General features: G+C 49.6%; 22 protein-coding genes. 10 read left to right on the top strand and 12 right to left on the bottom strand.

Going from position 1 to position 20,275, the window contains the following annotated elements:
- The first annotated feature begins 75 nt into the window (after positions 1-75).
- Positions 76-741, top strand: a complete 666-nt coding sequence (locus SynNOUM97013_RS08225) for an SDR family oxidoreductase (RefSeq protein WP_186479308.1) — start codon at positions 76-78, stop codon at positions 739-741.
- 73 nt (positions 742-814) lie between these two features.
- On the opposite strand, the gene SynNOUM97013_RS08220 is transcribed toward SynNOUM97013_RS08225, so the two are convergent.
- The 4 genes from SynNOUM97013_RS08220 to SynNOUM97013_RS08205 form a co-directional block, all read right to left on the bottom strand.
- A complete protein-coding gene (locus SynNOUM97013_RS08220) occupies positions 815-2,434 on the bottom strand; it encodes a TolC family protein (RefSeq protein ID WP_186479307.1) in 1,620 nt (539 codons plus the stop codon).
- Between the two features lie 61 nt (positions 2,435-2,495).
- The gene (locus tag SynNOUM97013_RS08215; protein ID WP_186479306.1) at positions 2,496-4,691 is read right to left on the bottom strand and encodes a peptidase domain-containing ABC transporter; all 2,196 of its coding nucleotides are present in this window, start codon (positions 4,689-4,691) and stop codon (positions 2,496-2,498) included.
- A gap of 5 nt (positions 4,692-4,696) precedes the next feature.
- Positions 4,697-6,922, bottom strand: a complete 2,226-nt coding sequence (locus SynNOUM97013_RS08210) for a peptidase domain-containing ABC transporter (protein ID WP_186479305.1) — start codon at positions 6,920-6,922, stop codon at positions 4,697-4,699.
- Positions 6,922-8,367, bottom strand: a complete 1,446-nt coding sequence (locus SynNOUM97013_RS08205; RefSeq protein ID WP_186479304.1) for a hypothetical protein — start codon at positions 8,365-8,367, stop codon at positions 6,922-6,924. Before SynNOUM97013_RS08205 ends, SynNOUM97013_RS08210 begins: the two co-directional genes overlap by 1 nt.
- A 301-nt stretch (positions 8,368-8,668) precedes the next feature.
- Here SynNOUM97013_RS08205 and SynNOUM97013_RS08200 point away from each other — a divergent pair, with 301 nt between their 5' ends.
- Both SynNOUM97013_RS08200 and SynNOUM97013_RS08195 read left to right on the top strand, forming a co-directional pair.
- The gene (locus tag SynNOUM97013_RS08200) at positions 8,669-9,046 is read left to right on the top strand and encodes a hypothetical protein (RefSeq protein ID WP_186479303.1); all 378 of its coding nucleotides are present in this window, start codon (positions 8,669-8,671) and stop codon (positions 9,044-9,046) included.
- A gap of 124 nt (positions 9,047-9,170) precedes the next feature.
- A complete protein-coding gene (locus tag SynNOUM97013_RS08195; RefSeq protein WP_186479302.1) occupies positions 9,171-9,974 on the top strand; it encodes a J domain-containing protein in 804 nt (267 codons plus the stop codon).
- Here SynNOUM97013_RS08195 and SynNOUM97013_RS08190 read toward each other — a convergent pair.
- Positions 9,956-10,795 (bottom strand): alpha/beta fold hydrolase, encoded by an 840-nt coding sequence (locus SynNOUM97013_RS08190; protein WP_186479301.1) that lies wholly within the window; start codon positions 10,793-10,795, stop codon positions 9,956-9,958. The genes SynNOUM97013_RS08195 and SynNOUM97013_RS08190 overlap by 19 nt on opposite strands.
- Before the next feature lie 75 nt (positions 10,796-10,870).
- Positions 10,871-11,059 (bottom strand): hypothetical protein, encoded by a 189-nt coding sequence (locus tag SynNOUM97013_RS08185; protein ID WP_186479300.1) that lies wholly within the window; start codon positions 11,057-11,059, stop codon positions 10,871-10,873.
- Between the two features lie 192 nt (positions 11,060-11,251).
- Between SynNOUM97013_RS08185 and SynNOUM97013_RS08180 the strand changes: the two genes are divergently transcribed.
- Positions 11,252-11,458, top strand: coding sequence for a hypothetical protein (locus SynNOUM97013_RS08180; protein ID WP_186479299.1), 207 nt, complete (start codon positions 11,252-11,254; stop codon positions 11,456-11,458).
- Between the two features lie 193 nt (positions 11,459-11,651).
- On the opposite strand, the gene SynNOUM97013_RS08175 is transcribed toward SynNOUM97013_RS08180, so the two are convergent.
- The 3 genes from SynNOUM97013_RS08175 to SynNOUM97013_RS08165 all read right to left on the bottom strand — a co-directional run bounded on the left by SynNOUM97013_RS08175 (position 11,652) and on the right by SynNOUM97013_RS08165 (position 13,174).
- Entirely contained in the window at positions 11,652-11,858 is a 207-nt protein-coding gene (locus SynNOUM97013_RS08175; protein ID WP_186479298.1) for a chlorophyll a/b-binding protein, read from the bottom strand.
- A gap of 70 nt (positions 11,859-11,928) precedes the next feature.
- A complete protein-coding gene (locus SynNOUM97013_RS08170) occupies positions 11,929-12,291 on the bottom strand; it encodes a hypothetical protein (protein ID WP_186479297.1) in 363 nt (120 codons plus the stop codon).
- 268 nt (positions 12,292-12,559) lie between these two features.
- A complete protein-coding gene (locus SynNOUM97013_RS08165; protein WP_186479296.1) occupies positions 12,560-13,174 on the bottom strand; it encodes a DUF3598 family protein in 615 nt (204 codons plus the stop codon).
- A 385-nt stretch (positions 13,175-13,559) separates the two neighbouring features.
- On the opposite strand from SynNOUM97013_RS08165, the gene SynNOUM97013_RS08160 reads away from it, so the two are divergent.
- Positions 13,560-13,970 carry a phage holin family protein gene (locus SynNOUM97013_RS08160; RefSeq protein WP_186479295.1) on the top strand — a complete coding sequence of 137 codons (411 nt, stop codon included), beginning with the start codon at positions 13,560-13,562 and terminating at the stop codon, positions 13,968-13,970.
- An 82-nt stretch (positions 13,971-14,052) separates the two neighbouring features.
- Here the strand turns inward: SynNOUM97013_RS08160 and SynNOUM97013_RS08155 are convergent, their stop codons facing one another.
- Positions 14,053-14,427, bottom strand: coding sequence for an AbrB family transcriptional regulator (locus SynNOUM97013_RS08155; protein ID WP_186479294.1), 375 nt, complete (start codon positions 14,425-14,427; stop codon positions 14,053-14,055).
- 1,066 nt (positions 14,428-15,493) lie between these two features.
- Between SynNOUM97013_RS08155 and SynNOUM97013_RS08150 the strand changes: the two genes are divergently transcribed.
- The 4 genes from SynNOUM97013_RS08150 (at position 15,494) to SynNOUM97013_RS08135 (ending at position 17,641) form a co-directional block, all read left to right on the top strand.
- Complete coding sequence (locus tag SynNOUM97013_RS08150) at positions 15,494-16,099, top strand: hypothetical protein (RefSeq protein WP_186479293.1); 606 nt, start codon at positions 15,494-15,496, stop codon at positions 16,097-16,099.
- Between the two features lie 44 nt (positions 16,100-16,143).
- Positions 16,144-16,368, top strand: coding sequence for a hypothetical protein (locus tag SynNOUM97013_RS08145; protein WP_186479292.1), 225 nt, complete (start codon positions 16,144-16,146; stop codon positions 16,366-16,368).
- Positions 16,369-16,527: 159 nt separating this feature from the next.
- Positions 16,528-17,388: a phycobilisome rod-core linker polypeptide gene (locus SynNOUM97013_RS08140; protein WP_186479291.1), complete on the top strand. Its 861-nt coding sequence runs from the start codon at positions 16,528-16,530 to the stop codon at positions 17,386-17,388.
- Positions 17,363-17,641: a hypothetical protein gene (locus SynNOUM97013_RS08135; protein WP_186481666.1), complete on the top strand. Its 279-nt coding sequence runs from the start codon at positions 17,363-17,365 to the stop codon at positions 17,639-17,641. Before SynNOUM97013_RS08140 ends, SynNOUM97013_RS08135 begins: the two co-directional genes overlap by 26 nt.
- Here SynNOUM97013_RS08135 and SynNOUM97013_RS08130 read toward each other — a convergent pair.
- The gene (locus tag SynNOUM97013_RS08130) at positions 17,622-18,590 is read right to left on the bottom strand and encodes an amidohydrolase family protein (RefSeq protein ID WP_186479290.1); all 969 of its coding nucleotides are present in this window, start codon (positions 18,588-18,590) and stop codon (positions 17,622-17,624) included. The genes SynNOUM97013_RS08135 and SynNOUM97013_RS08130 overlap by 20 nt on opposite strands.
- An 88-nt stretch (positions 18,591-18,678) precedes the next feature.
- On the opposite strand from SynNOUM97013_RS08130, the gene SynNOUM97013_RS08125 reads away from it, so the two are divergent.
- Positions 18,679-18,906 (top strand): DUF1651 domain-containing protein, encoded by a 228-nt coding sequence (locus SynNOUM97013_RS08125; RefSeq protein WP_186479289.1) that lies wholly within the window; start codon positions 18,679-18,681, stop codon positions 18,904-18,906.
- Between the two features lie 4 nt (positions 18,907-18,910).
- Here SynNOUM97013_RS08125 and SynNOUM97013_RS08120 read toward each other — a convergent pair whose 3' ends face one another.
- The gene (locus SynNOUM97013_RS08120; RefSeq protein WP_186479288.1) at positions 18,911-20,224 is read right to left on the bottom strand and encodes an iron-containing alcohol dehydrogenase; all 1,314 of its coding nucleotides are present in this window, start codon (positions 20,222-20,224) and stop codon (positions 18,911-18,913) included.
- Positions 20,225-20,275 lie beyond the last annotated feature (51 nt).

Below are 20,275 nucleotides of genomic sequence, written 5' to 3'. Positions count from 1 at the left end.
TTCTGAGCCTTCTCTAAAGCATTGGAACGTCCAAGCCTTCACCCGTGAGGATGGTGTTCAAGGCGAGACAAATGGATGGCAACGTTCCTGGTGACCGGTTCCAATCGAGGCATTGGTCTTGAGTTTTGTCGACAACTGCATGAGCGCGGCGATCAGGTGATCGCGGTGTGCCGTGAGCCTTCAGACGAGCTCAAGGCTCTACCAGTACGCATTGAAGCCGGGTTGGATCAAACGTCGCGCGATGCACCCGATCAACTGATTCGCAGGCTTGAAGGTGAGGTGTTGGATGGTGTGGTTCTCAATGCCGGAATTCTGGAGTCCATTGCTCTCGAAAAGCTGGATCCTGATGCCATTCGGCGTCAGTTCGAGGTGAATGCCTTGGCTCCATTGCTCTTGGCCAAAGCACTTGTTGACTTAATGCCGGCAGGGTCCAAGTTGTCGCTCATGAGTAGCCGGATGGCTTCCATGGACGACAACACCTCGGGTGGTTCCTACGGCTATCGGATGTCAAAAGCAGCGCTCAACAGTGCAGCAAAATCACTCGCCTTTGACTTGAAACCGCGGGGTATTGCTGTGGCGATTCTGCATCCCGGATTGGTGCAAACACGCATGATTGGTTTCAATCCCAATGGGATTGCTCCAGAGTCCGCTGTTCAAGGGCTGCTGCAACGAATCGATGCGCTCTCGTTGGAAACGTCAGGAACCTTCTGGCATGCCAATGGTGAAGTTCTGCCGTGGTGACATTGGGTCGGAGAGGTCATTGGCTTTTTCTTCCTTTGATTGGTTGCCAAGATTCCGTTTTAATGAATTAATCTCAGTCCAATCCTGTTTTATTCAGGAGCTGATCTGCAACTCCTTCGGCATCCTGAGGCCAAATAGCTGTTTCTCGATACAAATTGGATAGACGAATATTGTAATTCTGAATCGATAGAATCTCCGACGTAATTGCTTGCTGGTATTGCTGAGCTAATTGATTAAGAGCTGTGATATCTGTGAGACCAGCATTCATTCGAGCCACTGCTGCGATATAAGCAATTTTGGATGCATCGGCTGCTGCTTCAGCAGTAATAAATTCAAGGATTAAGGAATCAAGAGCATTGATTGTCGTTCTTACAGTGTCGGTGGCGCGATCACGCGCAACTTCTGCTTCGAAATCAAAGGACTTAGATCGATTGAATTCGGAGTCAGCATTAGCGTTGTTGACTCCACCCTGATAGAAGTTCCATCGAAATCCAATCAATGCGGCAATGTCATAATTTGATTCTCTAGTCAACAAGCTTGTTGTTTCATAGCTGTTTTGAGATACGGAATTACGAGTTAGCTCAGCATCTCGGACTGTTGTAGTTGAACGATCACTTGCCAGGTAACTCGCATTGGCTGAAAGATACAGCGTTGGAAGAGTGCTGTTTAATTGTGAGATTCCACTCCATTTTGATCCTTTGGAGAGTTCCATAGCTTGAAGTACTCGCTCGTTATTGAGCCTCGCCAGTGCAATTGATTCATCGAGATCATAGGGCCACTCTGCTTGAAACTTGTTTTGACCTTCGACAATAATGAAGGTCTCATCGGGAAGGGAAACAAGCCTAGCTAGTGTGCTGGATAGCTCGTAATAGGTTTGGATAGATTGAATCAGTCTTGAAAGAGTGTTGTAATACGCTGCGTAACTTTGACCCAAATCCTGAAGACTGACACGCCCTGCTTCAAACCTTGATTGTTGTACTTTTGCCGAGTTCCTCTGCGATTGAGCAATAATCGTGTAGGAGGTGATAAGCTCTTTCTGAGCTAATAACTGGTAGTAGTTTAATTGTATCTGATTGACTAGGTCTCGAGAAAATAAATAGAAAGCATAACGTTGTGCTGAATAGCTTGCTGAAGCTGAATTGATTGTGGGTTGTCGAGTAAAGTCAAGAAATTGCCATGTCATTTCCGCTCGAACTGCTGAATTCGCCTGCGAGTTTGTTGTAGCTGTGGTTCGACTTCTTTGAATGGACCTTTGCAATTCCGATCCTGTTGGATTGGTCTCTTGTCGACTCTCCGTAAATGATTCGCCTCCTGTGATGGAGAGGCTATCGCTATTGATTGACGCAGTCGGATTCCAGCTTCTCGTTGCTGCGCTCAACCGATCTCGACTGGACTGCAAAACACTGAGTTGTTGTTTGATTTCCGGATTATTTGCAAAAGAGAGATCGATACACTCTTTAAGTGACAAAGACTTTGCGTCTTTATGATTTGTGCTCTTCTCTAGAAATTGCTCGACTCTTTGCCAATGCTGACTGGAAATGGTCTGCAAAAGTTCGTTTTTATAAAATCCTTCTGGTGCATTATTGATATCATCATAGGATTTAGGTAGATCGTTGATTGAATTGTTAATTGAGTCTTTTATATCATATGCTTGTGAATTTGCTGTTATGGGAATAATGCAAAGAGTTGCCATGAACGTTTTGAGCGTAAGCTTGATCGATATTTTTGTGAACGATAAAACATATCTCACTGTCTTAAAACTCCCTTTTTTGCTGAGCATAGTATTTCTCCATGACGTCTTGCATATAATGGGACTGAGTTAGACTGTCCTCAAAAGATCCCTCGAATTCAATTTTTCCTTTGTTGAGTACGACAATATGATCGCAGTTTTGAATAGCTGTAATACGATGAGCGACTACAACACGACTGACACCAATGTGCTTTAAGTTTTCAACAATGATGCGTTGGGAGTAGTTATCAAGTGCCGATGTTGATTCATCTTCCAGTAAAATTTTAGGTTTGCGCAAAAGTGCACGTGCAATCCCCAATCGTTGTCTCTGACCACCAGAGATATTACCTGCACCTTCAGATAAGATTGTTTCTAACTTCATTGGCAAAGCTTGAATTTCTTCAGACAGATTTACAGTTTCAAGTGTTTCCCAAATTGTTTTATCCGACTCTCCCAATCCAGACGTTAAAGCCTCTCTAATGGAAGAAACCGGTAATACAGTTGTTTGCAATATTGTACCCATTTGTGATCTGAGATGTTTGATATCGAGCTCTGACAAATCGTGCCCATCGATAAATATGGAGCCTGACTTAATCGGATAAAAACCAAGGATGATCAAAATGACCGTCGATTTTCCACATCCGCTCGGGCCAAATAAGACATTAAACTGGTTGGGGTAAAGCGAGAAGCTTACCTTGTCGAGAACGATATTTTCAGAACCTGGATAGGAGAAAGTGACGTCTTTGAACTCTATGAGGCCATTCAGGTTGATTTGCTTTTTAATGGTATTAAGGCCCTCTTCCTGCACTTGTCTAATCAATGGCATCGCTCGCTGAAAGTCAACCCAACCTTGACCAAAGACTGTATTGAACAGATTCACAAGCTGGGTAAACTTTGTTGAAAAACTCGAAAAGGCGCTCGAAAAAATAATAAATGTGGATGCTTGTAGCCCAAGTTCGTTGATATTACTTGAGTTAAGTAAACGATAAATCAAAAATGCGTAGATTAGAGATAGACCAAAATTGTTCAAGAAATTAGCTATTATTGTATTGTAACCAGCAAGTACATTGACGTTAAAACGAAGGGAGGTGAAAGAGTAAATTAATTTACTCCATCGATTAATGATTGACTTTTCGTTTCCGGAGGTTCGTATTTGAGAGATGTTATTCAGTGATTGAAGTGTCTCGTCATAGAAATTTGCCTCTTCTTCAACGAACCTTCTTTCATAATTCAATTGCCGTCTAAATATAAACGTTTGAATCAAGGCGATGACGAAGATTAAGCCGATTGAGGGGATGCTTAGCATCCAGTCGTAATTAATCATCAATCCCATAAATCCAATTAATGAAATAATGTTTATCAGGGATGACAGCGCTGATGATGATAAAGACCTTAATAGGTTGCTAACTGAGGTAACTCGTGATGATAGGTCGCCAATTTTGTATTGATCTAAAAATATGATCGGGTAGGAAAGTACCCGTTGGTAAAGAGGGATTTGAATTCTTAGGCTTAGTTTTTGAGTGAATCTAAGCAAAAAATATGATTGCAACCAAGTCATCAGTGACGCATACAAAGCGATGATGACTGAGATGATAAAAGTAGAAACAATCCACCCAATATTTCCACTTGGAACAACATCTCCAACTACCCTTGATGTGATAATCGGGGAAAGAAGTGCTAATCCAGTTACTAAAATGGAGATTAAAAGGGCCAGGATAAAATCTCGTTTTACAGCTGGAAAGGCGAATTTAATGAGTTCCCAGAATGTATCTAGATTTTCTGGGAATACAGGAAATACTTCATAGACCGTCTGAGCATCATCTTGATGAAAATCATTCTCATTGATATAGGCATCAAATGTTGCGCAAAAGATCTTTGTTTTTGATCCTATTTCATGAATAATAACAAGAGAGCTATCCTTCTTGTTGACCGTGATCAACGGGATTTGCTCATATTTTCCGTAATCAAGACTGATATTTGATGGACGATAATAAAATCCATTCGATTCGAGCAGTTCTTCAAGATTGTCGCGTGATTGAATTTTTTGTTTTTGATCAAGACCAAATAGAATTCTCAGTTTATTGATCAGGCAATATGCTTCTTCATGTATTGGATTTTCATCGAATGATTCGTGATCCCGTCGTGTTGAGACATCAAGGCTTAACAGTAACTGGATTGCGTTTGAACTCTTAAGCTGATTGATTCTATTATGTTTTATCATTTTGATTAATCTTCGTCCTCAACAAGTTTTTTAAACAATGAATCATCTTGTTTTAACAACTCATCGGGATGACCTAATTCTTTGATAAATCCTTTCTCTAAGACGACAACCTGATCTGAGAGTTTTGCAGTCAGAAGTCGATGTGCGACAGCAATGACTGTGAGATTGAGCTGCTTGATATTCTGTATAACCATCCGCTCTGTAGGCACATCCAAAGCACTTGTGGCCTCATCCAAGAAAAGTATTCGCGGCGAGCTTAGTAAGGCACGAGTGATGGAGAGGCGTTGTAACTGCCCACCACTCAATCCATTTCCATTATCACCTAAATGGTGAGAATATCCTTGAGGCAAGTTCATCACAACATCATCAAAACAAGCAATCTTTGCCACTTTCCTTACTTGTTCAAGATCGTAGCCCTCATTGTACATTGTTAAATTGTCATAGATAGAACCCCGGAAAATATTGGTTTCCTGCGAGACATATGCAAATGATTGACGTATTGTATCGTCATCATAATCCATCCAATCGTGATTTCCGTAAAGTATTTGACCTTTGCTTGGTTGATAAAGACCAACTATATTTTTGATTAAAGTTGATTTGCCTGATCCACTCGGCCCGATAATGCTGACTAGCTCTCCAGCTTCGATGTTTAAATTGATGTTGGTTAAAACATTCGGTGACAAGGGTGAAAAAGTTTGGTCGACATTGGTCAAACTAATTGATCTTGGCTGGCTGATTTTGTTTGAAGTTGGCTTCTCTTCAGAGACTGAATTTAGTTTTGAATCTCTTAATTGTGATTTATACGAGTTGAGAGATCGAACCTTAGGATCGTTCTCTACTAATCGTAAATCTTGTAGTCGTCCCAGTTCTGCTTCAGCCTGTTGAAGTTGCTCCAATAGATTTGAAACGCCAAGTAGAGGACCAGTGATTTCATTACGCAGCACTTGGAAAGCCATAAAGCCCGCCAAATTCATGCTGCCTTGCATGACCAAAAAACCGGAAAAAGCAATTGTTCCGTAGTCGTACAGCGTGTTCGATAAGGCAGTCAAAAACGCAAATGAATTCATTGTGCTCTGAACTTCCTGTCCTTTTTTTAGTATCGGAGTATAAAAATCTTGATACGTTGATAAATATCTATTTTCAAGTCCTGATGCTTTTATCGTTCGTGTATCACTCAGCATCCTCACCGTGATGCCACTGACCTTGCCGGATTCAACCTGGATGGAGCGATTCGAATCAATTAATGTATTTGCGGATATCGCTGCCAATGTAATATTGACAAAGATATAGACGAGTGAAACAACAGTAAGTTGCCATGAAATCAGAAGTAAGAATGGAATAATTAAGAAGGCTCCAATCAAGCCTAATACAAATACCAAAAACTGATTAATTAATGTATTGGCAATATTCTCTGAAAGTTTGAGCCTGCTAGCAATGTCGCCGATGAAACGACTTGTATAGAACTGAAAGTCAACTGATAGAATTTTGAAGGATATTTCGACAGACAATTTTCTTTGAATGGTGAGCGCAAGACGTCGTACAACATTCAGTTGAACACTGGTGAGTGATGCAGCCAGAATGACCATCAAAAAGGACAGCCACATGATGGGTAGGCCAAGTTCATATCTCTTGTCTCCCAAAAATGACTGGACAAATGCTCCTGATAATCCAGGAGAAGCAAGTGACGTCACTAGCAACGCAGTGGAAATCAATAAGAGAAAATAGATTGAGATCTGATATTCACCGATGATTGGTAGGAAATTCAGAATTTCTCGTTCCGGCTGTCCTGATTTTTCAAATGAATCTGTCTTTTCGAATTGGAGAAGTAGGCCTGAGAAGCTGTTTGTTAATACTGACTCATTAACTTTGTATTTACCACCACCGGGATCAGCAATATGCAGATGTTTCCCATCTGTACTTTCAAAGACGACAAAATGATTATAATTCCACCATGCAAGGCAGGGAAAATCAACCTTGCCATCTAAGATTTCATTGGGCTTTTGCTTGCCGACCTTCACGCTGAGTCCATAGTGAAGCGCAGCTTTCTTGATGTTCAACATATTGCTACCATCTCGACTCACTCCGCACTGATAGCGGAGATCTGACAATGGAAGATACTTGCCAAAATATTGAAGTATCATTGATAATGATGCTGCACCACATTCAACCATCTCGTATTGCAAAACGAGTGGCACTTTTTTGCGAAGAAATCCTGGAACTGAATATTTCATCATGGCTGATTCAGTTCAATCCGGATCAACTTATCCGGAGGTGCGATGCCAATCATTTCTCTAATCGCTGGGATCAACATTTGGATTGGCGTGCTGACTCTTGTTGTGATCTGACTTGATAGTAAAAATCCCTCTCTTGGAGAAATCGGAGGGTTGCTTCTGTTGTTCCAAACATATCCACCGCTGTTGTCTTGCAGGATTCTATTTTCTTCTTCACTATCGAGGATCGGAACTGCAGCTGTAGTGCGTGCTTCCTTTCGAAGTTTTGTGAGATCTTTCTTTTTCAGTTTCACGTTAACCTGGTAAACGCTTCCCCGTGGGCTTACCACTGTTGCCAGTCCTTGAGAGTTCAATCTTGCTGCCAGTGTTGCTGTGGTGAAAGGGATTGATTCAAGAGAGTCGATTTGTCCTTTAATTCCTCCGACTTCGGCTGAGCTAAAACCCAAGGGTGTCAGGATGACTTCCTGTCCAATTTCCACTTGAGTCGCTGCCCGTTGATCAATAAAGACTGGTATGATTGATGGATCTGAGACTTCTGACCAACTTACTGTCATAATTTCTGAACCAGGCTGGACAAAATCCCACTGACTAGACGTGAATGATTGGACGTATGCATCGTCAAATGCAAAGATAACTGAATCTCTAAGAAATTGTGATAATGAATCAATCAGGCTTGATTGATTTCTTTGGATCTCTAATTCTAAATTCTGCAGTTTAGATGCAATATCAGAGACTGTGATGCTCGACCGTGTTGCCTCAGCTAGTGCTTGGTTCAATTCAAGTTTAGATACGAAACCCTCTTTCACGAGATCATCAAGGGGTTCAACAAGCTGATTTTGCGAATTCTCCACTTTTTTGCTGAGAGCCAAAGACTCTTGATTGATTTTGAGGAGACTTTCGTAGTTTGCAATTGACCTTTTCAGATTAAGAAGATTATTCTGTAGTTCTTGCCTTGCCGAGGGCTGGTCGATGATCGCGACAATATCGCCCTCTTTCATCTCGACAGTGTAATTACCACCAGTTTCAATCCCGCCGCTGAATAAACTTGTTGGAACCCGACTTGTCTGAAGAATATTTAGGTAATCTAGAATTTGTTCAGTCAACTCGACCGTCTCGTCAAATGTCGATGTATTGCTATCCGTATTGAATTGATAGGCGCTTTGGGACCAGCTTGGGATCACATATTCGACTTTGTTCTTGTTTTTGTTCTGTACAAATGGTAGGAGAACTCTCCCTACTGATTGGGATTGGTATGTGAAAAGACCGTCGACCGGGGCAAGAATGCCGAGCCCATTGACGTGCACTGGAATGGGTGCTGTAAATCCCCAAACTGCAGTAATGCCCGCAAGTCCTACGAAGATCCCCCCGGCGACTGCGTTCGGTGAATTAAGGACTGCGGTTGTAGGGATCTTCCTTGGAACTTTGTTCTCCAGCTTGTTATCCATGCCGAACGAGTTTCCGCTACTTGCTTCGATGTCTTGTTGCCATACGTTATCAGCTATTTCTGTTTTCGCAACTCTCTCTTCATGATTTCGTTTCTCCTGGATTTTCGGCTTGATTATGCTTTTTGGGGTTCAATCCTTTTCTTATTTTGTTTCGAGCTGCGGTGATAATTTACTTCTGTCTTCCCCCTTTTCGAGGGTCTGTTTATTGGTATTTTGGTGATTCTTTTTTGTTTGGTGCTATGTATTTTTCCTTTCTATTATTGCCGATGCGGTTAGATGATGATGCTTATTTGATTTTGTCTTGGTTCTCCTCCTGTTTGAGTACAAAAACCCTTGTGCGCGCCTGCAGCTTTGGTCTAGAACAAACTTACCAAGTCTGGAGGAGGAAGTGACCATGCTTTCTCTTGCTGCATTCAGTCTTTTGGTTTTGCTCAATCTTGTTGTGCTCGACCACTTGGCTACCAAGATGCTTCGGCGATATGGAGAGTGGCGCAAAGCCAAGCGTTTTGTAGGTGGGCACCCTGAAATGCAGGGTGTTGATCTCGAGCATGACCCTCTTGTTCACTACACAGCTGATGCTGCGCTGAAAGCCTTCGTTCTTGATAATGATGATCCTGGTGAGGATCGGCCCTTCATGTCTGGTCTTGCTGGGGAATTCGATGACATCGACTACGACTGAAGTGGTTTCGGATTAGTCGTTGCTCTCGTGAGCGTGCTGCTGGATTGTCATTTGTGGTGACGACGGGCTTTGGATGGCAAGCTGGAGCCCCTTACGGCCGAATTGAGGCTTTGACCTCGTCACTATGGGTTTTGATCCTCGTGATTGGTCAGCGACACCCCACGTCAGTCGAGACGGGAAGGCCCGCGGCGAGCGGGTCACGAGCAACGTTGAAGCCCTTTTACGTGAGAACGATTCTTTGCGTCGTGAGGTTCAGCGTCTTGAGCTGGAACTTGATCGTCTCAGACGTCTTCAATGGCAGCGACCTCGGAGAGAGTCTTCCTCTCGCCAGTCATGGCATCAGTCGTCAAGTGAGTCTTCCCCCAGAGTCACCGCTGCGCAGGTGCAACGCTGGGGTGCTTCTCTCGCTGGTCAGACGGGTTGGACTGACTTGCGAGCCGCCGGTTTGGGCGCACTGATCGATCAGCTCAATCGCTCTAGCTTTCATTCTCAGCTGTCTTTGCAGCAACGACTGGATCGCTTGGTCAATGGCTTGGGGACAGACCTTTTGGCTGCTGTTGGTGCTCGTCCCTCCAAACGTTCGATGGCAGTCCTCGCTGCGTTTGCCTTGTATGGCGTTCGAGCGAGTGAATGGTTGGAAGAAGATTCCGCTCGGGTCGTTATGGACCTGCGGCAGCGTCAACGACAAGCCCAAACTTCCAACTCCGGTCGTCGGACACGCAGTGATCGACGCAGCACTGACCGTCATTGGCGTCAAGCTGATGCGCGTTTGGAGGCATTGTCTGTTCTCGGTCTTGATGCCTCAGCGACGCAGGATGCCATCAAGCAGGCTTTTCGCCGGCTTGTGAAGCAACATCACCCTGATGTGGGTGGATCAGCTGATGCCTTTCGACGCGTGAATGATGCGTATCAACTGTTGACCGCCTGAAGCCAGCGCTGGATGCAGTTGACACACTGTTCGGTTGATTCGTATGGCAAGACATTCCTTCCTTCGATCGTCTGAATCTCCGCATTGATCAGTTTGGTGTTGTAGGTTTTCAGCCGCTCTTCAAGATCATCCCAGTTGCTTGAGCGACCAATTCCTGTTGCTGAACGTCCAAACACCACCAGGAATGGTTTGTCGACCGATGTGAGTGTTGATTCCCAGCCACATCTCCAGAACCCTGCCAGAAAAGAAAATACGGCCCAGCGGGTGTCCATCACTTTCGACCCCTCGTGGAGCATCTCCAGCCACTCCTCGTCGACATCCTGCTGACGCTCAAAAAGGTTGTTTTCTGAAAAACTTTTTAGAAATTGCCGTCGTCGCGCATAGCGATAAAAGAGTTTTCCCACGACCCCGTTGAACAGAATGTTCCAGAGTTGCTTGGATCGCTGTGTTGGGAATGGGTTCTTTAGTACCCGCCATCCCGGTGGGCTGATCGCGATCAACCCTGTGACCAACTGAGGAGCTTTGTTCATGACGGCCAGGGCAATCGGCAACGAAGCTCCCTGGGATACGAGGATCACAGGCTCTGAGTTGCGTTGCTGCAATGACGCGATCAGTGCTGTGGCCCAATCATCAGGTTTGAGTGGCTGATTTGGACATGGCGCTGTTCCGCAACCCAGTAGATCAGGAGCGACCAGCTCGCGATCATCGCCTGTCGAGCTCCAGTGGTTGATGAAACGATCCCAAAACTGCGCCGAAAGTCCGACACCAACGGGATGAATCAGCAAGAGAGAGGAATTAGCCGGAATGGTTTGATCTGTCATCACGGTTCACCATGACCTTCATCATGTCGAGGTGATGACTGCGATCGTGCGAACGTTCTCTGGACGACCTGATCTTCAGCAGTCCTCAGGTCGAGGGCATGGCATCAAAGGAAGGCATTCGCCTGAGGGGTTCAACCATTCTTCAAATTCAGAGCGAATCGCTTCTGCTTCCGATGTGCGTTCCATACTCTTGAGCAGCTTGCTGCGTTGACGGCTGTAGTCAACGGCAGCACCAATCAGTTCAATTGCCTGTTCGCTGGTCATGAGTTGGTTGCTTTCTTGACCGCATGGTTGGCAGGCCACGCAGGTTCTGTGGTTGCGAAAGTGACCATTCCCTGTATTGGTGCGGGTAAGCATCAATACCTTCGGTCTCGGAATCATGCTTAGTGGACGGGTTGGCCTGATGACTGGACAAGGTCAATACGTTCTTAGGCTTCATGCAAAGCAAGTGAGACCATGAATCCCAAGCAGGTGGGCGCCATCAGGCGGGCTGTCATCTATTTCGTTGTTGGGTATGGCGGTCTGGCAGTGATTAACAATGCTGGCATTGCCCCCGAGAGGATGTGGATGGCCTACCTGCCCCTCTTTGTTGTCGTTTATTTTTTTGCTCGCTGGGCTGATGCGCGTCTTGCGGCCATGGGGCAGGACAAATCAGATGGTTGATCAGTAATCCTAGATTCCATTAAAAAAAACCCCACAAGACGTTGTGAGGGGTTGAAAGGATTACTTGAACAGTGTCAGCGGTCGTTTTTGAGGTAAGGCAGGTCGCTGGGTTTGGACAAGGTGTAAACCACAGCGGCTGTGATCGCGGCGCCGAAGGCGAGCATCGCGTAGATCCAGATGGTGTAGTCCGTCATCAGTTCAATCCAAGGACGCCGAAAGTGATTTGGCTGAGGATCCCATGACCAGTGATGGCTTCGGTGGCAACACCAATGACAAAGCCCAGCATGGCGACTCTGCCGTTGAGCAATTCAGCTCGCACAAGACGCTCACCCTTGATCTGGGATGCGGCGGCTTCTTGGAACCACTGATCCTGTGCTTGAGCTTCGGAAGCGGAATTCATGGAAACCCTCTACGTGTAAAGCAATGTTAAGGGTATTTGTGAAGGAATGCAACGCTGCGCTGGTTGGCTCTCAGAAGCCTGCTGCGAAGTCGTCGCTGTGGGTGGGCAGGTATTCAGCGATTCGCTCCTGAGTGGACTGGTGATCCGGGCGTTTCAGCGCGTCAACCTCCTCTTGAAGCATGCGCATGTGCGTCGTCATCTGCTGTGTCAGTGCTTCGAGTGCTGCGGTTCGCTCTTTGAGCTTGGTGAGTGCCTCACGTGCTCCACGGTCCTGCGCGTTTGCGCTGATGCTGGGTTGCGTTTCGCCAGGAGAGTTGCGCAGTGCGGTCTCGACGGCTTGGTTCAGGCTGATCCCCTTGGCGATCGCACCAGCTTCAAGCGTGTCCAGCAGATCTGCGGACAGATCCAGCGTGACGGTTCTGGTTGGTCTCATGGTGTGTGGGTGACGAACGTTGCTCCAGTGGATTGTCTGTCGGGGACTGAAGGTTGCCAGCGGTTGGCCGGTTGCTGAAGTGGATGCCTTGGACTGTCACTGTGACAGTTGCCTTGTCATATTTCTGTTGTGAGGAAAAAACGCCTCATGGGGTGGAAACAAGGAAACACTCCCAAGAGACGTTTTCAAATCCCTGCCTTTGGCGGGGGTTTTTTTTGTCTTCTCACAGTTCGTCAGTGTTGGCTTTGGTGGAAGAGGTCTGAATCGTTCAAGGCCAGGTGTCCGTGAGCGGCTGCAACAGGCCATTGGTGTCATATCGCCGAACGATCTGACGCTGTTCACCTTCGATCCCGCTCCAGCGAAGGCCGCAGACCGTGGCGTCACCAGTGGAGCGTTGTCTTGTGTCGAGCAGCAACTCCACATCGGGTTCCGGCCGCCAGAGGCTCCAGTCGCCTTGTTTCTCCATCTGGCATTGAACGGTGTCTCGAGGAGGTGATAGCAGCGTCGAGCCCTTGGCTTCGATCACATAAACCACTTGATCGAGTCCGCTGGCGCCATGACGCACGACAATTCTGCGTCGCTCTTCACCGCGCACGACGCACAGCTCCCCAACCCAGTTGAACGGTGTGATGGATCCAGGTCCCAGTGACCATCCTCCGCAAGCACTGACCTGCATGGTGTGAGGAAGCTCGAGAAAATTCATTGAGCGCTGTTGGCCGCTGTTGAGGTAGGTGAGCTTCGTCTGGATCATCCCTTCCACCTCTTCCACACTGAGTGTGGTGTTGAACCGATCGACTTCCTTTCCATCCGCATGCAATCGGATGAAGCATCCCTGCCAACTGCCGCTGTTGTGTTGCAGTAGAGCGGCTCCGGGGTCATGCATCGCCATCGTTGGACCAATCGCCGATGACCGTAGAAAGCGCTGGGATTCCGTTGCGAGTGATGCTGCTGACGGCGGGCTCAGCTTTGGCTGCCTGTGAAGCCAATTCCTAAAAAAGTCCGGCAATCGTTCGTGTGTTTTCACCCGGTTTTTAGGGTTGAAAGCATGAACAGGGAGGTTGTCGTGCTCTTGACAATCCTTGGAATTTGTTTGGCTGCAGTCGTCTTGATGGCAGTTCTCGTTGGTGAGGTTCGGGTCCTGAAACGTTGAGGCCGAGGCAGCGTTTGGCCGCACCCGTGCATTTTGTGTCCGCAGATCATTAGGCGGGTCAATCTGCAGATCTCACCCTCGATCACACCTAAGTTGAGGTTTGCTTGAAGCTATGGGGATGGGATTGATCGGCTGGTTACTGCAGTGGCCCGTTCGGGCGTTTGTTTTGCTTCTCGTGGCGGTGATGCCGCTCGGCGTGGAACTCGCCAGTTTTCAGGCTGCACTGACCTCGGCTGTGGTGATTGGCCTGCTCGGCACCTTGTTGATTCTTCCCTTGAAACTGATGCTGGCCTTGCCTTGGGCCGTGGCCAGCTTGGGTGGCTTGATCGCACCGGTGAGTTGGTTGTTCGACTGGATCATCACTGTGATGTTGTTCGCTCTTGCTTCATCACTGGTGGACGGATTCCGTCTCAAGAATGGTCTCAGTAGCGCCCTGCTCGGGGCCGTGGCTTACAGCGTGCTCAGCGCCGTGTTCATTCGGATTTTGGGTCTTGGGGATGTGGGTGTCCTCAGAGCAGCTGGTGTTTGAACAGTTTGTTGTAGCGGGAAGGCACAAAAAAGGCTCTCCTTTGGAGAGCCTCAGGGACGACAGTTGCCGTTGGAGATGGCAATCAGTCTTCCCCTTCTTCGTCTTCTGCACCCACCGGCACCAGGGTCACACCTTTCTTCTTGGATAGTTTGATGGTGAACTCGTCGCCGGGCTGCAGATCAAGCATGGCTGTATAGGCCTTGCCGACCAGCAGGTTGCCGTTGCCTTGAACGACAGCTTTGTAGGACAACTTTCGGCCACCCTTGCCGACGCCTGCTGAACCGCCACCGAGATCAACACCTTTGGCGTTCAGCAGGGCCTCGTAAAACGCAGTGAAGTTCACGCGATCTGAACCATCCTTCTTTTTGGAGACGTAGCCACACGCCGTGGCCATATCGGTTTTGCTCACATCTCCGAGGTCTTTGACCTTGGCAAGGAGTTCAGCACCAGTGAGCATGGGAGAAGTTTGAATAATCAAAATGAAATTAAAGAAGAGGACGCCTCGATGTCAATGCCCACGATGTGGACTAGAGCTGATGTGATCAGTGGGTTGAGGTTCGTGATCCTTGTTGAATCATCCTTCTCTGAACGCATCAATCCATCTTTCTCCCGTTGTCCTGCACCCACAGGACCGCCACTTTCATGGTCGATCCGCTCTGCTTGATGGAATGCACGCGAATTCGTTCGAGATGAGCTAAGGGTTTGCGCGGTGACCCGGTGGTTTGTCGATGTCCTGATGCTGATTCAATTCGTCCAGATAGACGTTGGTGTTGTCGAGCTTTTTAGGGACGATCATCTGGTTTGGGGCATTCATGCGTGGCTGAACATGTCGAGTCATCGTTGACTTTCAAAGTGTTCCGTATTGCATGCAGAGGACCGGTCTCCTTCTTTGAATCATCAGTTCTCGCCTGCGAGGCCAATGGACGTGAACAGGGTCTGTTGATTGCGAGTGTGTCGATCGAGCTTTCTTATCTTCTGTTTTCACGCTTGCTGGGATTGTGCCTGGCGCTTCTAGATCGTTGGTGTTGAACGATGGTCTTGCCGCTCCTGCTTGGCTTTTGTCCATGCGTCGGGCTAGTGGCGCTGGAATGCTTATCGCTCTCGCTCTGTTCAATTAATGCTGTCAGATTCTCAAAAAAACAAACCCCAGACCCCCTGGAGTGAAAGGGATCTGGGGAATGAGTCCTGAACGTGATTGTTCAGATTTGGGAGGCCGATCGTTCCGGATGGAGACGACGGCCTAACTCGCTCGCTTGTGCATGGTTCAACCCGTCACGTCATCTGTCGAGGAAGGGTCGAAGCATCTGGCTGTGGTTCCCTGGGGCCATGACGTCCAGAAGTGGGGCTGATGCAGCTCCGGGGCACCTTCGGCAGTTTGTCCCTGCCTGGACGATGCAGTGGAGTGTCGATCGACCTGGCGCACCGGATGTTTGCCTGTCGAAGGACCAGCCTCACGGATGGGTGGAAACTGTTGGAGCAGGGGGCCGAAAAGTCAGAAAGCTCCTGCGATCTGGTTGGGTGGAGTGTCGGCTGTCATCAGCGCCTCCGATCTCGATGCAACCAGTTTTGGTCTCGAGCCCTGCAATGGCAATGAGCAGGACGGCGCATTGCCTGATTCAGTGCGAGTCCCTGAAAGTGCTAGTGGCGTGCTTGGTTCTGGAATGGAGCGACTGCACCATCGCGTTCTCAGTGCGGCGGCTGCCTTTGTCGTCCCGGTTGTGCTGACGTCCTGCACTGGCGGTGAAGCGCTGAAGCGTTTCTCGTTCACGGCCGAAGCAATGGACCCCCAGGTTGCGATTGTGGACCTGCCTCGGGGCGGGGAGTTGAGCTTCTGGAACAGTCTTGATCTCGGTTATGTGGAAGGCACCTCCGTGGCCTTCAAACTGTCCATCCAAAGCCCCGGTGAGCCGCAGCCGACAGAGGTCATTTGTGATGCACTCGAGCCTTCGATGACCTTGATGTCCAAAAAGGTGCAGGTGCAAGGTCGCATCGACGAGGCATGGAAACTGGCTCGCATGCGTTGTGGATATGGTCCGGTTTCTGAAGCACAGCAACTGCAGGTCACTGCAGTGCCGGTTTTTTCTGGACCCGTTGAGATCAGGCGACTGGATCTCGAGTTGAAGCGCTGAGATTTACGCTCCAGCGCATCAGACCTCCTCGGGACCAGGGGTTCATGGGACTGCAACTGCACTCAGCTGATTTTCTGCATGAGGACGGCAAGACCTATTGCATTCGTCGCGCGTCCCTTGACGAGGACTTCACCATCTACGAGAAGCGTGATGGGGAGTGGGTGGACAGTGGTCTGGATCAGGCGGTGAAGGATCTGAACTTTGCCGAGTTCAAGCGCCTTGGCCTTCTGATCAAAACGATCATGGATGCCAATCGTTGGATCGCTTAGTGCGACGCTATTGCCAAGACAGCTGATGCTGACAACGTTGTTATCAGTTTCTGTGAATTAATATTGAGCGCCGACCATAGCTCGTCTGAACTATTAATAAGTTTTTTTGTGTGACGTCGCGATCGCAATAACATGATTTCGATTATTTCATTAATCCACATGGCTGCTGTCAAGTACAAGCGGGACTTCACTCATCAAGATCGTGTCTCTTTTGCGCATGCAAATTCTAAAGATGCGACCAAGAGTGCCAGTTCCAATCAGGGCAAGGCAGCCACTTCACCTGCACAATTTAAAGAAAATCAATGCGCTTCGATGGGCATTGGTGCAGGTCCCCGTTTGCATGAAGTCTGCCCCTTCTCGGCAGTCAACCACTCCTATGCAGCCACTGGGAATGGTGCTCTTGAAGCCGCGATTACTGCTGGTTACAAGCAGGTTTTTGGCAACATCGGAATCACCGGTAACCAGCGCCTGGCTTCTGAAGAAGCTTTCCTGCGTGATGGCCGCATCAGCGTTCGTGATTTCATGGCAGGGCTTGTGAAATCAGATCTCTATAAGCAAAAGTTCTTCCATGCCGTTTCGCCGATCCGCGGCGTTGAGCTGACGATGAAGCATCTGCTGGGTCGTCCTCCGATTAGTCAGGCCGAGATCAGCGCAGCCATTCAGATCATTGCTGGCCAGGGCTTTGATGCCTTCGTCGACAGCATTGTTCATTCCGAGGAATATCTCGAAACCTTTGGTACCGACACCGTGCCTTATCTGCGCGGCTTCAAGTCCGAAGCACGGGCAGCTTGCTCCACTTTCGTTGGCATGGCCGATCTCACGCCCGCGAACGGCAGCTCCGAAAACATCATGTATTCCGGCAGCATGCTGATCAGACGTCTGAACAAGGATCTCAGCATCTTCAACGTTGCTCCCGGTTCCGTTGATGGTGGTGGCTTCTGCTACACCAAGGCTGTCAAGAACGCCGGTAATGCTGCCTATCGCCGTATGTACGGTGGCAAGTTCCTCTACCGCTCTTGATCCATCGGAGTTGCGAGGCCATCAGCGCAGGTTGTTTCAACCTGGTCTGGTGGCCTCGCTGGTGCAACGTTGTTGTTTCATGAAAGCCCCCATGGTTGATCCCGAGCCGATCACGCCGATGACCGCGTTGACGCTGGATGCCAATGGGAGGCTGACCTACATGGCTGAAGATGGCAGTCGCAGGGTCATCGTGGCCGACCCTGATCTGTTTGATCGATTGCAGCAGCTTGGCCTCAATCCTGATCAGGAGTGATGCGCAGCAATGTCTGCGCTGTTGTTCGACAGATCATGGTTTTTGTTAGGGGATCAATCGGTGCTTGATCGATCCAGCGGCCTGCTAGCGCGATGTCTTCGTAGGGGTAATCCGTTGAGAACATGATTCGATCAGCGCCAAGTGTGTCGATCGAACACTGCAGAGCTGCGTCATCGCAGACGCCTGAGGTGGTGATGAAAAAGTGTCGCCGGAAGATCTCGCTGGGTGAACTGCTGATGGCCTGGCGATAGCGCGTGGTTGCATAGCGACTGTCCAATCTCCAGAGGTAGAAGGGCAGGTTTTCACCCATGTGTCCCAGGATCACCCTGGCCTTTGGATGTTTGTCGCACACCCCTTTCACGATCAAGCGCAGTGCATGGGTGGCGGTGTCGAATGACCAGCCCCAGGTGGCTCCGTCCAGTTCTCTCACCATCGAGGCGGGTTGGTTGGTGGGAAGTCCAGGGTGCAGATAGAGCGGCACTGCAAGTTCTTCGAGCGTTGACCAGAGCGGCTCTAGGCGGGGGTGGTCGAGATAGTCGCCATGGCTGCTGCCATTGATGAGGGCGCCGACAAATCCCAACTCAGTGACGCAGCGCTTCAGCTCAGCGCAGGCTGTCTCCACATCCTGCAGGTTCAATGCTGCAAAGCCTCGGAAGCGTCGTGGTTGCTGTTGAATCGCCGCCTGCAGTGCGTCGTTAGCTCGTCTGGCCAGCACTGAGGCTTCACTGGAGCTGGCGACCGTCTGAATCCCGGGTGCGGTCTGGGAGAGAACGGCGATCTCGATCCCCGCTCGGTCCATGGCCGTCAGTCGCTGATCAGCCAGCTCGGGCAGCAAGGGTTCAATCCGGTTCAGCACCTGAGGATCGAAGAACTCCAGTTCTGCTGGTGTGGGCAGAAGCTCCTGGATCGAGAAGTGCTCCTCGAGTGCGATCTTGGTCTGCGCAGTCATGGCACCGTGATCGTTCACTGCTCTGGTGGTAGCAGCTGCAGCGCACCTCGATCAGATGTATAAGTACATTTGTACTTCTTCGAAAGCGATGGACGGTTGGCTTCAAGACCCTCAGTGCTTCTGGGCCGTGCGCTTTCACAAGGATCCCGACAGCTGGATTCGTGATGTCAGGGTGTTCGTTGATCACGGCAGGGGAATGGCTGACGGAGAACCCGCTCTGCTGAAATCGCGGCGGCAGATGCGCTACGAAGACGCTGTTGCGCTCTGGAAGCAGCTGGTTCGCAACGGTTGGTCCGTGGTTGAGCCTGTCTGGTGAGGAATCATCGCGTCGGTTCAAGCATCTCTCGCATCACCGACGCACAGTCGCTTGGGGTCATCAGTCTGGGGACTGGGTAGTCCGGATGGGCTTCCTGCAGGATGCTTCGGCAGAGCACTGGGATGTCAGTGTCCTGCAGTTCATGCACGACCGGCGGAACGTTGAGTTGTCGGTTGAGTTCCTCTACCCAGCGGATGAACTGTGTTGCCAGCTCTGTGTCGCTGGCTTGGGCGTCGCCCAGCGCGATCGTGCGGGCCAGTTCGGCCAGTTGGGACTTGCAGGCTGGCTGAGACCAGCGCAGCACAGGGGGCAGCGCGATTGCATTGGCCAAGCCATGGGGGAGTCCATAGCGGCTGCCAATGGCATGGGCGATGGCGTGCACGTAGCCGACATTGGTGCGTGTGAAGGCTTCGCCGGCTTCATGGGCGGCTAGGGCCATGTCGAGGCGTGCCGGCAGGTCGTCTCCCTGTCGGTAGGCATTCAGCAGCGAACGGTGAATGCGTCGCAATGCTGAGCATGCTTTGTTTCGGCTCCAGGCATTGCCGTTGCGGCCGATGAAGGACTCCACGGCATGGGTGAGGGCATCCATGCCTCCAGCCGCAGTGATGGAGGGGGGCAGCGTCAGCAAAAGCTGTGGATCGATCACTGTGACCCTGGGCATCAGCTTGAGGTCCGCGATCGCGAATTTGCGCGCTTGGGTCGGGTCTGTGAACACAGCGGCGATGGTGGCTTCTGAGCCGGAGCCTGCTGTGGTGGGGATGCAGGTCAGCGGTGGCGTCGGGCCAATCACCTTGAACAGTCCTTCCATCCATTGCAGCGGCAGCCAGGGGTTGCCGGCACGTGCGGCGATTCCCTTGGCGCAGTCCATCACTGAGCCGCCGCCGATGGCGATGAGGCTGTCGCAACCCGTCGCCTGAAAGCGGCGCAGTCCTGCTTCCACACTGGCGATGGTGGGATTTTCCGGCACCGCGTCGAAGATGGTGCAGTGCATGCCAGCGCCGGCGAGTGCATTGATCAGCGGTGCCGGCAGCTGCAATCGCATCAGCTGCCTGTCGCTGACCAGCAGAGGGCGTGTCCAGCCACGTTGTTGCAGAACATCCCCCAAGGAATGCAGGGAGTCACTGCCGATCAGCAGCGTTGGCTGCGGAAATGGCAGGACGCGAGCCAGAGTCTTGAGCACCAGATGAAACGTCAGCCAGTACACCTTCCAAAGCCGGAACAGCCAATTGCCGAACAGCCGTTTTCCGAACAGCCATTTTCCGAACAGCCATTTTCCGAACAGCCATGGTGCAGGCCTGTGATCACCGTGACTGGCCATTGCACTGAACGGGAAGAGTCGCCATCAAGTGGTCAGATTGTCTTGCTTGTT

Source organism: Synechococcus sp. NOUM97013 (assembly GCF_014279815.1).
In the GTDB taxonomy this organism is placed as follows: domain Bacteria; phylum Cyanobacteriota; class Cyanobacteriia; order PCC-6307; family Cyanobiaceae; genus Synechococcus_C.
The sequence above is the reverse complement of the archived record's forward strand: the minus strand, read 5'-3'. Positions and strand labels throughout refer to the sequence as shown.